Origin of the sequence: Bacillus sp. L75 (assembly GCF_003676355.1) — a bacterium.
Lineage (GTDB): Bacteria > Bacillota > Bacilli > Bacillales > Bacillaceae > Bacillus > Bacillus velezensis.
This window is the reverse complement of record NZ_ML064928.1, coordinates 1-12922: the sequence shown is the minus strand read 5'-3', so window position 1 is coordinate 12922 and position 12922 is coordinate 1. Positions and strand designations below refer to the sequence as shown.

Below are 12922 nucleotides of genomic sequence, written 5' to 3'. Positions count from 1 at the left end.
GAGAGTAGGACGCCGCCAAGCTATCTTAACCAAGTTCATGATGAACTTGGTTTTTTATATGAAAGATCACATAGATATATAAAGCTAATGCCTTTGAAAGGCATTAGCTTTTTTGTTTACATTGATTTTGCTTTGCTGTTGTGATGTTGAAGATTGTTTGATTTTATTGTCTCGAGCATTCTTAAACTGAACACAATCAGCAGCATAAGGAGCATCAGTGCAGTAAACAGCCAGAACGCAGTTTGTACGGGATATTCATCTAAGCTCCAGCCGACGGCGATCGGAAGGAGTGAACCTCCTAATCCGTTTGAAGCGAGCAGAATACTGGTAGTCGTTTCTGTCTTTCCGGGATAAAAATGATTCGTGATGATTAGGGCTATTGCAAACATGCCTGCCATGAACAGCCCTAAAAAGAAGCAAAGGGCAAAACCGAACCATACGTTTTTGCTTAATGCTAATACAGTAAGTGCAGCCAGACCGCCAATGCTTATGAGACGGAGATAACGGTGATATGTCAGCTTTTCTGATACCGGGCCTGTTAATAATCTTCCTATGATCATCCCCGTCCAATACACAGTAACTGTTATCGTTGCCAAAGAGTTGGGGATATCCCATTTCTCAGCGAAGATGGAGGGGATAAAATGTACAATGGAAACTTCACTGCCGCCGTAAAAGAAGAAGTAAGCACCCGCCAAGGCAATAAACAGCAATCCGTGTGACCGATAACCGGTGCTTTGTTTTTTAGTGTCATCGGAAGAGACCTCTTTGCGGATGAGAAGCTGATCAATACTGCCGAAACTCATCTGCTTCCATGCGATTAAGAGTGCAAAACTGGATAACCCTAATACTAAAAAAGCAATTGTCCACATGTGGTTGTTGATAAGAAAGCCTGAGAGCAGAGGCATGAACAGCGCACCTAATCCGTAGGCCACTTCCATCTTGCTCATGGCCACAGCCTGTCTTTCTTTAATAGCGGTGAGGATGATCGTGCCTACACAGGATTCCACCAATCCGGCGCCAAGCCCTGCGATGCTGACGAGAAGAAAGAGCAGCGGCCAGGGCGGCAGGAAGGTGATGAACATTTCACAGCTGATGAGTGCCAGGCCAAAGATAACGACGTTTTTGCGCCCAAGCTTTTTCACCATGTATGGCATTCCGATGACACCGATGAGAAAGCCCATGAACTGAGAGAATACCAATACTCCGCCATTACTGTAGCTTTGTGAATAATGTGTGAGTAACTCAGGCAGTACGGCTCCCAGAATAACAAGTGTAAAAGCAATCGATCCATAAGAAAAACAGCTTATCCACAGCAGACGAGTTTTCATCATTTTATCTCCTTATTGGTAAAATCATATTTCTCTCTACTCGTATGACATGATGTTTTTACAAAAAATCCAAGTATTGTTACTATATCACATAACTTTTTCTCGTACATCCATTATGGTAACGTTAACAAATTGTTAACATTTTTTACAAGAAAGATCGTTGACATTATTTTCAATAATTTATACGATAAAAAGCGAAATTCTAATAATTTCATAGGGGTGGTATTTGTGGGAACGAAGGAAATCACGAATCCAGACAGCTTGTATTACAGTGTTGACGATGTAGTAATGGAGCGCGGAGAAGGGATTTACCTGTACGATCAAGAGGGAAATGAGTACATTGATTGCGCCTCTGCCACGTTTAACTTGAATTTAGGATACGGTAACAAAGAGGTCATTGATACGGTTAAAGAACAAGCCGATAAGCTCATCCATGTAACATCATCTTTTCAAACAGACGCCGTAAATAAACTGGCAGAAAAACTAGTAGAAATCGCCCCCGATAATCTCACAAAAGTACACCCTAAAGTCAGCAGCGGTTCCGGTGCAAATGAAGGAGCTATTAAAATGGCTCAGTATTACTCCGGAAAAACCGATGTCATCTCCTTATTTCGAAGCCACCTCGGACAAACGTATATGACTTCCGCTTTGTCCGGCAACTCATTCAGAAAAGAACCTTTCCCGCCGCAAATTTCTTTTGGCCTGCAAGTCCCCGATCCCTATTGCAGCCGCTGTTTTTATAATCAGAAACCTGATTCATGCGGTATGCTGTGCGTAGAAAGAATTAATGATTTTATTGAGTATGCGAGCAATGGAAAAATTGCCGCCATGATTATTGAACCGATATCCGGAAACGGTGGAAACGTCGTTCCGCCTAAAGAGTATTTTAAACAGCTGAGACAGCTTTGTGATGAACATGATATCGCTCTGATTTTTGATGAAATTCAGACCGGGTTCGGACGGACGGGTAAAATGTTTGCCGCGGACCACTTCGATGTGAAACCTAATATGATGACGGTAGCAAAGGGGCTCGGGGGCACAGGTTTCCAAGTCGCCGCCACTCTGACGGAGGACAAGTATACCGGGCTTCCGGGGTATACGCACTCCTTCACATACGGCTCAAATGTGATGGCCGCCGCTGCCGCTTGTAAAACCATAGATATCATGCAGCGACCGGGATTTTTGGAAAATGTAACGACGGTCGGTCATTATATTATGGATCGCTTAGAAACGATGAAAGAGGATTTCGCTTTTATTTCTGAGGTAAGAGGCGTCGGTCTTATGATCGGTGTGGAGATTGTTAAAGAGAACAATGAACCGGATGTGGAGCTGACCAATTATATTGCAAAACGGGCAATGGATTACGGGCTGATTCTCCGGACATCCCGTTACGGATTCGGAAATGTCTTTAAAATCCGTCCGCCTTTAACCATAACACTTAGTGAAGCCGAAGTGCTCTGCTACAGACTTCGCAAGCTATTGGAGGAAATCAAGTGAGAGACTATATCATTGAGCTTGGACAATTTGTTTATCAAAAGGTGAAAAATCAAAAAGGCACGCTGAAAAACCGGCTCGTAAATGGCTATTCTCCGGGAGGCGACGCCCAATTTAACATAGACGCCGCTGCTGAGGAGGCGGTGCTGGATTATATTCAAGAAAAGGGCCATCCGGTTGCTTTTTACACGGAGGATGGCGGCCTGAAGCTGATTGGAGAAGATCCGCAATATATTTTAATTGTAGATCCGATAGACGGAACGCGCCCGGCCGCCGCAGGACTTGAAATGTCGTGTATTTCGATTGCGCTTGCTTCGTATAAGCCAAACGCAAAGATTAAGGATATCGAGTTTGCTTTTTTACTTGAATTGAAATCAGGCGCTTATATGTACGGTGATATATACAGCGATGCCATTCATTTTGAAGGGTATCATGGAGAATTGCCGAATTTGAGCGGAGTGCGGGATATTAAAAATATGTTTTGGAGCCTTGAATTTAACGGGCATCCGGCGCAGCTGATGACGGACGCATACGGCCATCTGATTGACCAGTCGGCCAATAATGGCGGGGTTTTTGTTTTCAACAGCGCTTCTTATTCGATTTCACGAATTATCACGGGGCAGATGGATGCTTATGTGGATATCGGCAATCGTCTGCTGAAAGATGATCCGAAGCTGCTTTCAGATTTTCAGCAGGTCGGGAACGGAGAGGTGCTGCATTTGTTTCCTTATGATATTGCCGCAAGCGTCTTTTTGGCGAAGAAGGCGGGAGTGGTCATTACGGATGCGTACGGCCGGTCTTTGGACGAAACGCTTCTGACAGATTTAAGTTATCAGAATCAGCAATCATGTATTGCGGCATCAACGAAGGAGCTTCATCAAACATTGTTAGACCAAATCCGCTGGGGCAGAAAGGAAGAGAAATATGAAGGCGTTGGTCTGGACTCCTAATGATAAGCTTGAATATCAAGAGGTGGACGAGCCTCAAATTCGGAAATCCAATGATGTGAAAGTGAAAATTTTCGGCACCGGTATCTGCGGAACGGACTTAAATGTGCTGAAAGGAAAAATGAATGCAACCCATCATATGATTATGGGGCATGAATCGGTGGGAGCGGTCGTGGAAATCGGACCGGACGTGACAAATGTAAAAGTCGGAGACCGCGTCGTGATAGATCCTACGCAGTTTTGCGGGAAATGTCATTATTGCCGGAGAGGGCTGACGTGTTATTGCGAAACCTTCGAGGATTGGCAGCTCGGAATCGGGGCGCACGGAACGTTTGCGGAATATTACGTGGGGGAAGACAGGTTCATGTACAGAATTCCGGATTCAATGGAATGGGAGCGGGCCACATTGGTTGAGCCTCTCTCCTGTGTGCTGAATGTTGTGGACAAGGCTTCGATTCAGCCGGAGGACTCGGTCTTGGTTTTGGGGTCGGGACCGATCGGACTGCTTGTGCAAATGATGGTGAAAAAACTGGCGCGATTGACGGTTGCGACTGAAATAGGCAGTTTCCGAAGCGAGGCGGCGAGCCGGATATCGGATTATGTCTACCACCCTGAAGCATTAACCGTGGATGAAGTGAAACGGATTAATCAAGGAAGAAAATTTGATGTGATTTTTGACGCAATCGGCAATCAGCTTGATTGGGCTTATCCTTTTATTGAAAAGGGAGGCAGAATCGTGCCGATGGGCTTTGATGATACGTATGAGATGACGGTCAGGCCGTACCAGCTGCTGTCAAACGGCGTGACGATTGTAGGCACAGGTGAAGCCCGCCAGATCATGGAAGCCGCGTTAGCATGCGCGTCCGACCTTCCGCAGCTCTATGATCTTATTACGGAAAAGACGGAACTGAAGAATTATGAAGAAGCCATTGATCATCTCATGGGCATCGACCCGGTGACAAAAGAAAGAAAGGATATCAGCGCAATAAAAACGATTCTTGTGTCTGATCCGGAACTTTTATAAAAGCGGAAACGGCTCCAGTGAGAGTCGTTTTCTTTTCTTATTTATAGGGTCTTGCACATTTCTTTAAAGTTTAATATGATACTCTTTGTTCACAATTCCTTTCCTCAACGACATTATACTCTGAGCGTGTCCTCTTTTTCCCCGTAAGCTTGCCTCATATTCCCCAGATGAAAATCAATGTTTCCAACTGATAGGGTGCGGATTTTTATAGTGAAAAGGAGTCGTTATCATTTGAAAGATTATACGTTACAGCAGCAATGGTTCGGGAATGTCCGTAAAGACATTCTGGCCGGTATTCTGGTTGCCCTCGCTCTGATCCCCGAGGCGATCGGATTTTCAATTATTGCAGGTGTCGATCCGATGGTCGGCCTTTATGCATCATTTTGTATCGCGATTATTATTTCTATCTTCGGCGGCAGACCGGGAATGATTTCAGCCGCTACGGGTTCAATGGCGGTTGTCATGGTGACATTGGTGGCTGATTACGGGCTGCAGTATTTGTTTGCGGCAACCATTTTGACAGGTATTATTCAATTTATTCTTGGTGTCAGTAAGATAGCGAAATTGATGAAATTTATTCCGCGTTCGGTCATGATCGGATTTGTGAATGCTTTGGCGATCTTGATTTTTTCTGCGCAGCTGCCCCAGTTCAAAGGAGCCTCATGGGTCATGTACGCCATGCTTGCCGGATCACTGGCTATCATATATCTATTGCCGAAGGTTACGACGGCTGTGCCGTCTCCGCTGGTGGCGATTATTGTCATGACGATCATTGCGGTGGTCTTCCATGCGGATGTCCGCACGGTCGGTGATATGGGCGGGATTACAAGTTCACTTCCGCATTTCTTGATACCGGATGTTCCGTGGACGTTTGAGACATTGCGGATTATTTTCCCGTATTCTCTGGCGCTTGCTTTCGTCGGATTGCTCGAGTCATTGCTGACAGCCCAGATCATTGATGAAATGACGGATACGGATAGTGATAAGAACAAAGAAAGCCGCGGACAAGGCATCGCCAATATTGTGAACGGATTTTTCGGAGGCATGGCCGGGTGCGCCATGATCGGCCAGTCTGTCATTAATACGAAAGCCGGCGGACGCGGCCGATTATCGGCTTTTACCGCCGGCGCGTTTTTAATGTTTTTAATTGCCGTATTAAGCGGTATCGTCGTGAAAATTCCGATGGCTGCGCTGGTGGCCGTGATGGTTATGGTGTCCATCGGCACGTTCGACTGGTCATCGATTAAAGGTTTGCGGAAAGCGCCCCTTACTGATTCGATCGTTATGGTTATTACCGTCATGACGGTCGTCCTGACAAATGATTTATCAAAGGGTGTCTTCGCGGGTGTGCTGCTAAGCGCGATCTTTTTTACGGCGAAAATTTCTAAGCTGAAGATTGTGTCACATTCCGAACAGAAAGATGTCAGAACTTATAAGGTAACGGGACAGATCTTTTTTGCTTCCGTGTCTGAGCTCATGAATGCCATCGTTTATGATGAAGACGTGAAACGGATTGTCATTGATTTGACCGACGCCCACGTGTGGGATGATTCGGGAGCGGCGGCTCTTGAGAAAATTGTCGCCAAATGTAAAGAATACGGAATTGAGGCTGAATTAAAGGGATTAAATCAGAAAAGCCGAGATTTAATGAAACAAATGGCATAGAATTTGTGAAGTCCGGATGAATATATCCGGGCTTTTTTTCGGTTAAATTTGCCGGGGTGCATTGTTATAATGAATGAGACTTGAAAACCGTATATAGGAGACTTGCATATGATGTGGCTTCAGAAGTTGAACCAAGTGTTGGGGAGAATCATGCCGCTTTTGACTCCGTCAAGTGTGGCGGCGGGTGTGCTGTTATCTCAGCATATCAGCTGGATGGCCGGCGCTGTGCCGTGGATATTTGCATTTATTACATTTACGGGCAGTCTGAGTGCCAATTTTCATTCGCTGAAGCGCAGTATCGAGAAGCCGCTACCGATGATCATGGCATTGTTTGTTCTGCATATTTTCATGCCTGTTTTTGCATGGGGAAGCGGCCATCTGATTTTCAGCGGTGACCCTTTAACTGTGACGGGGCTGATTATGGGTGTGGTGATTCCGACCGGAATTACGAGTTTGATTTGGGCTGCGATGTATAAGGGGAATGTCGGATTGACGCTGTCTATTATCCTGGTTGATACCGTGCTTTCTCCTTTTATCGTACCGTTAAGCCTGTCTGTCCTGGCCGGGGCGAATGTTCAGATGGATGTGTGGGGAATGATGAAAGGGCTGGCGGAGATGGTGGTGATTCCATCCATCGCAGGGATGATAGTCAACCAGTTTTCCCCGCCGGTAAGGACTCAGGCAATAAGCCGGTCGCTGTCTCCTTTTTCAAAAATCTGTCTGATGATTGTCATTGCCATTAACAGTTCGGAAATCGCGCCGTATGTCACGCACGTGGATATCAAATTTGCGGGCATCGCAGGCATGGTATTTTTTATTGCCATGACGGGTTATGCCGTGGCTTGGCTGATCGGAAGGCTGATGAAGCGGAGCCAGGATGAAATTGTGTCTCTGATTTATACGGGGGGCATGCGCAATATCAGCGCCGGAGCCGTTCTCGCCGTTTCTTTTTTTCCGTCTCAAGTGGCGGTTCCGGTCGTCATCGGGATGCTTTTTCAGCAAATCCTTGCCGCTTTGTTCGGCTATTTGCTGAGACGCTTTGAACTTAAGCCGGTCGTGATGAAGTATGAAAAAAACCGCTCAGCTACGTGAGCGGTTTTTTCCGTACAGCCAGCTTAGTGCTGCATTGAATTGTCGTTTGAATGCTTCTTGATGGTGCACGGCGCCTTCTTCAACAGTGAAAGAGAGCTGAGATTGAGAAAAGCCTTTTTGCCTCAGGCTTTCATGCACGTCTTTATTTTGTCGGATCATGTTGTTTTGGATGTTGTTTTTATGCTCAGCTTCGCGGCTGCCGACAGACATATAGATACGCCCCCGTGCCGGACGCAAAGATGCGGAGCGGACATAATCTGCTGATTTTTCATACCAGAAGGAACCGGAAATACAACCGATTCTGCCGAATATTTCAGGCTTTTGCAGCATCGCGTATATCGAAAACAGTCCGCCTAATGACGCGCCGATCAGGCCTCTTGTTTCCGGATGTGCAGAAATGTGATGCATATCTTCTACAGTTGGAATGATGACATTTGTCAGCTCCTCGAGAAAGAGCCTCCCTTTGCCGCCGAAATCATGAAACGCAGGGCTCAGGGAAGGCGCGGGCCACGGCGTGTACTCATCGAGCCTGTCAGCCGGTTTGATGCCGATGAAAATCAATTCGGGAAGTGTACCGTTCGCAAATTGGGATTCAAGTTTATCCATCTGTTCTAAAAACAAAGAACCCCCGTCCAGTACGTACACACAGGGTAAAGCCCCTGTTTGAACCGAATAGGAGGGAGGAAGATACACAGTGCATTCCTTTCCGTTTATCCGGTGTTCTGTAAGGGTGCCTCTCATGCATCCAGCCCCTTCTTTTGCTTAAACAGAAGAAAAAAGAAATAAGGAACGCCGAGAATCGCAAGAATAATTCCCGCCGGCACTTCTGAAGGCTGAAAGAACAATTTGCCCGCAAAGTCGGCGGATATGACGAGGAGCATACCGACCAATCCGCTGACCGGTAATGAGTATCTGTGCTCAATCCCGGCGAGCCTGCGGGAAATATGGGGCGCGATCAGTCCGACAAATGCCATGCTGCCCGCTGCGGTTACACATGCGCTGATCAAAGCGATGCAGGCAATGAGTAAAATCGTTTTTTCTTTATTGGTTGAAACACCGAGGCTTTTCACCGTGTCCTCATCGAAACGAATGGTATCCAGCAATGACGTTTTCGCCATAAGCAGAGGAATGAACACGATCAGCCACGGAAGGATCGCCGTAATGGTCATCCAGTTTGCCGACCAGATACTGCCGTTTTTCCAAACCATCGCCATCTCATAATCCTGCGGGTCCATTTTTAATGAAAGAAATAAAGACAGCGCGCTGAATCCGGAATTCATGGCGATCCCGACGAGAATAATTCTGCCCGATTCCAGATGCCCCCGGTGCCAGGCGAAAATATAGATCAGCACGGCCGCCATCAATCCTCCGATGAGGCCGAAGACAGGCATACCCATCGCAGAGGCAAGTGCCGTCGCTTCAGATTGTCCCTGAAACAGAAGCATAAACGTGACGATTCCGGCTCCGGCTCCTGCATTAATGCCCAAAATACCGGGATCGGCAAGACCGTTTTTGGTAATGGCCTGAATAACGGCTCCGGCTATCCCCAATCCGAGCCCGATGGCAGCAGCCATGACAATGCGCGGCAGCCTCAGCTGAAACAGCAAAATGTCATATTGCGGATTCGGATGGATGCGGAAAAGCGTACTGAGCAGTTCACCCGGCTTTGCGGAAAAAGAACCGCTTGTCATGCTGAAATAGCTTACGAGCAATATGAGAGCAATCAGAATGATATAAATTCCGGCCATTTTACGCACCACGCTGATCCCCTCCTTTTCTTTTAATCAAATAAAGAAAGAAAGGAACACCGATGATAGAAGTGACAACTTCAATAGGCGTCTCAAAGGGATAATTGATGAATCGGCTGGCAAGGTCGCAAAGAGTCAGGAAGACGCCGCCGATGATGCACGCGCATGGGATCAGCCTGCTGTAGTCCGATCCGACGAGAAAACGTGTGATGTGCGGAACGACCAAACCGACAAAGGCAATTTTTCCGGCGAGTGCCACCGAGCTTCCGGTCAATATAACAACGGCCGCCATCGCCATGAGTTTGATGGTTCTTTTCTGCTGTCCCAGACTTTTTGAAATGTCGTCTCCTAATGATACGGCAGTGACCTTTTTGCTGAGAATCATGGCCGTGATGATTCCGATCGCAAAAAACGGGACGGCCAGTTTCAAAAAATCAGGGTTCATTTGATGCAGTCTCGCACTGTACCAAAAACTGAGATCCTGCGAAATTTGAAAATAAATCGAAAGCGCAGCCGACAGACTGCTGAGAAGCATACTTGTCACCGTTCCGATGATGGCAAGCTGCACCGGGGTAAAACCGCCGGGAAGAATGGAGGCCAGCCCGAAAACAAGAGCGGCGCCGAATGCGGAACCGATAAACGAGTATATGATCATTTCAATGGATGTCGATTGAGGGAGCAATACCATGCAAAGGGTGATGATAAAAGCGGAGCCGTCCGACACACCCATGATCGAAGGCGAGGCCAGATAGTTCCGTGTGATTCCCTGCATGAGCGCTCCGGAAACAGCAAGGGCTGCGCCGATAAACATAGCGCCGGCAGCCCTCGGGATTCTTGAATGCCATATGATCTGATGGTCGGTATTCTCCGGATTAAAGTGCAGCAATGCGGAGAACACGGTATGGATGTCAAGCTGCTTTGCGCCGTATAAAACGGAAAGCAGCAGTGACAGAACAATGGCAATCGGTGAAGCAATGATAATCATGTGTGTCCGCCGTTTTGCATACATGTGAAAAACCTACTCTTTATTAGTCTTGAGTCAATTTGTCAGCCGCAACCTGTAAGAAGCTGATTTTACTCCACGCGGTTCCGCCTTGGGCTAATGGATCAATCGTATTGACGTATACATGGTCTTTTTTGACTGCCTTCAGGCTCTTCCAGATCGGATTTTTCTCTAAGTCTTTCAAAGCGTCCGGCTTATCTGCGTTTTCGTCATCAGAGAATTGTACGAAGATATGGTCAGGGTTCATTTCGCTTAATTTTTCAAGAGAAATCAGTTCCTGCGCTTTCGCCGCTTTGACTTCGTCCGGCGCCTTCAGGCCTAAATCACCGTAAAGCGTGGAGTTGAAATATACTTGTTCAGGATAAATATAAATATTGCCTTGTCTGATTCTGATGACCAGCGCGTTTGACTGTTTCGCTTTGCTGTTGATCTTTGTTTTTGTCTTTTTCAGGTCCTGTTCGTAATCTGCGATGATTTTTTTCGCTTTTTTCTCTTTATCTGTAAGCTGGGCGAGCAGCATCATGTTTTCTTTCCAGTTTGATGAGATATGAGAGACAGGGATCGTTTCAGCGGTGCCGCTCAATTTTTTCAACGTTTTTTCCGGGAATTTGGTTGATGCCAGAATGACGTCCGGCTGCAGCTCAAGAATTTTTTCCATATTCGGCTGCATTTTTTCTCCCGTAGATACGGATTTATCTGTAATATCTTTAAACAGTTCCGGGAATTTGCCGGAGAAAGAAATTGCCCCTGCCGGATGAACGTCAAGCAATTTGGCGTCTTCCATTGATTCTACGCTGCCTGTAATGGCGATTTTGTCAGTCGGCGCTTTGACTTCATATGTTTTTCCGAGATATTCGATTTTCTTTTTATCTGAAGAAGCGTCCTTTCCTTTACTTGCTGTATCAGATGTTTCTGAGCTTCCGCAAGCCGCGGCCGTGAAAGCCAAAAGCAAAATCATGAAAGCGAATGCCAATTTCTTCATCTATTGTTCCTCCTGTTCAATTGATAACTATTATCAATTGGAATTATAGAGAATGAACAGGGATAAGACCATGGATAATTTCCGGCATTACCATGGACGATCTTCGGATAAAATGGAAATGCTTTGCTCGATCATCCGCTGATGTCCGCTTGGAGAATATTCAATCCACGGGTCAGATGATATGGGAAACACGCGTTTATTGCTGACGGCTCTAAGGTTCTGCCATATCCCGGTCTGCTGAATCCGCTGAAAATAACGAAGCGTTTCCGGTTCTTTACAAGTGAAAAGCATGATGCAGTCAGCCTGGCAATCCGCCAGCATGTCCAAGGAAATCTTTTCGTCAGGAGCAAAAGATTCCGGTTTTGCGGAGGCAAAGCCTAAATCACCGAAGAAGACATCCTCAATACTGTTGTTATGGGCGATGTACATATTTTCTTTATATACACGGACAAATAAGAACCGCTGATGCCGCACGTGTTTCAGAGCATCTTTCGCTGAATGGGCGAGACTTTGATAAGCTTTAAGCCAGTGCCGCGCTTCCTGCTCTTCATTCAAATATGCGGCTGTGCGAAGAAACTGGTCTCTCCAATTCTCTTGAGCCGGAAGGTAAAAAACGTCAGTGATGTCATTCAGGCGCTGTTTTTCTTCTTCACTGACAGAATCAAGACTGAAAATGATGTCCGGGGCAGCTTGGGAAAGCGTGTGCAGGTTCTCTTCCCAATTTGCATTATAGCGGTAAGCACTCAGGTGAACCGGAATATCGGAAGAGAATTGTTTGTAATAATAGGCCGTCCATTTCGGGTGCAGCGCCGCAGCATAAGGCACGTGATGCAGAGGAATCAGATGCCCCATCGTTTCTTTTCCGTACGCGGCCATTTTTGTGCGCCTTTTTTTCATATAGCTTGTAGGTGAGCTGCCGGTATGTTTTTTAAAGATGCGGCTGAAATAAAATTCGTCTTGGTAGCCGATTTGATGAGCGATTTCCCGCAGTTTGCAGTTTGCTTTGGCCATCAGTTTTTTCGCATTGGTTATGCGGATGTCTGTGATATATTCAGTTACGCTCTGCCCGTATAGTTTTTTAAAGGTTTCACTGTAATGCTTGGGACTGATTCCCGCCATATGAGCGAGCTGGGTGAGCGTGATTTTTGTGTCGGACTGAGCATGTATGAATTGTTTTGTCTGTTCGATCGCCGCTTTCGTATTATTTTGATGGCATACTTTTGCGGCATAAAGGTCATACATCAGCTGCTGAAAGTCGGCTGTATATTTCATTTTCTGCAATGCATCCGCCGATCGCACGTTTTCAGAAAGTGACTGAAGCCGGCTTGTCAAATGATCAACCGTTTGTAAATTCATTTGCTGAAGTCCGTGGAAGATGTCTTCCCCGTTATCCGGAAGCATCGCTTCATCATCTGATGAATAGGAGAAAACACGGAGTCTGACGATATACAAATGGATGCCGCCTGACGGTATAGGGGCAATATTGAATGTCTCATCACAAGGACAGATGTAGAGCGTTTCCTTCTGCAGCGGAAAGCTGTCTGTTCCGATATCAATTTGTCCCTCGCCTTTCACATGAAAGATCAATACGGGGGAATCAGTGAGCTGATGCTCTGACAGAAGGTCGGCTGTTTTTTTT

The 12922-nt window shown here is 46.4% G+C and carries 11 protein-coding genes; 5 read left to right on the top strand and 6 right to left on the bottom strand.

From position 1 onward, the window contains the following. Positions 1-116 precede the first annotated feature (116 nt). Positions 117-1328, bottom strand: coding sequence for an MFS transporter (locus D5S11_RS19515; protein WP_173549402.1), 1212 nt, complete (start codon positions 1326-1328; stop codon positions 117-119). A gap of 228 nt (positions 1329-1556) precedes the next feature. On the opposite strand from D5S11_RS19515, the gene D5S11_RS19510 reads away from it, so the two are divergent. The 5 genes from D5S11_RS19510 to D5S11_RS19490 all read left to right on the top strand — a co-directional run bounded on the left by D5S11_RS19510 (position 1557) and on the right by D5S11_RS19490 (position 7550). Next, entirely contained in the window at positions 1557-2825 is a 1269-nt protein-coding gene (locus D5S11_RS19510; protein ID WP_015388774.1) for an aspartate aminotransferase family protein, read from the top strand. Continuing rightward, complete coding sequence (locus D5S11_RS19505; RefSeq protein ID WP_007408028.1) at positions 2822-3772, top strand: inositol monophosphatase family protein; 951 nt, start codon at positions 2822-2824, stop codon at positions 3770-3772. Before D5S11_RS19510 ends, D5S11_RS19505 begins: the two co-directional genes overlap by 4 nt. Continuing rightward, a complete protein-coding gene (locus tag D5S11_RS19500) occupies positions 3747-4793 on the top strand; it encodes a zinc-dependent alcohol dehydrogenase (RefSeq protein ID WP_038456747.1) in 1047 nt (348 codons plus the stop codon). The genes D5S11_RS19505 and D5S11_RS19500 overlap by 26 nt, the downstream gene beginning before the upstream one ends. A gap of 231 nt (positions 4794-5024) precedes the next feature. Next, the gene (locus D5S11_RS19495) at positions 5025-6458 is read left to right on the top strand and encodes a SulP family inorganic anion transporter (RefSeq protein WP_007408026.1); all 1434 of its coding nucleotides are present in this window, start codon (positions 5025-5027) and stop codon (positions 6456-6458) included. A gap of 150 nt (positions 6459-6608) precedes the next feature. Continuing rightward, complete coding sequence (locus tag D5S11_RS19490; RefSeq protein WP_094031904.1) at positions 6609-7550, top strand: bile acid:sodium symporter family protein; 942 nt, start codon at positions 6609-6611, stop codon at positions 7548-7550. Here D5S11_RS19490 and D5S11_RS19485 read toward each other — a convergent pair. The 5 genes from D5S11_RS19485 to btr all read right to left on the bottom strand — a co-directional run. Continuing rightward, on the bottom strand, positions 7539-8291 hold the full coding sequence (locus D5S11_RS19485; RefSeq protein WP_108725190.1) for an alpha/beta hydrolase: 753 nt from the start codon (positions 8289-8291) through the stop codon (positions 7539-7541). The two genes, D5S11_RS19490 and D5S11_RS19485, sit on opposite strands and share 12 nt — an antisense overlap. Continuing rightward, a complete protein-coding gene (gene feuC, locus D5S11_RS19480; protein WP_032870282.1) occupies positions 8288-9298 on the bottom strand; it encodes an iron ABC transporter permease FeuC in 1011 nt (336 codons plus the stop codon). Before feuC ends, D5S11_RS19485 begins: the two co-directional genes overlap by 4 nt. A 1-nt stretch (position 9299) precedes the next feature. Then, positions 9300-10307: a FecCD family ABC transporter permease gene (locus D5S11_RS19475; protein WP_007408022.1), complete on the bottom strand. Its 1008-nt coding sequence runs from the start codon at positions 10305-10307 to the stop codon at positions 9300-9302. A 19-nt stretch (positions 10308-10326) separates the two neighbouring features. Further along, on the bottom strand, positions 10327-11283 hold the full coding sequence (locus D5S11_RS19470) for an ABC transporter substrate-binding protein (protein WP_003156778.1): 957 nt from the start codon (positions 11281-11283) through the stop codon (positions 10327-10329). Between the two features lie 87 nt (positions 11284-11370). Further along, positions 11371-12922: bacillibactin transport transcriptional regulator Btr (gene btr / locus D5S11_RS19465; protein WP_128424638.1), on the bottom strand; the 1552-nt coding region annotated here is incomplete at its 5' end.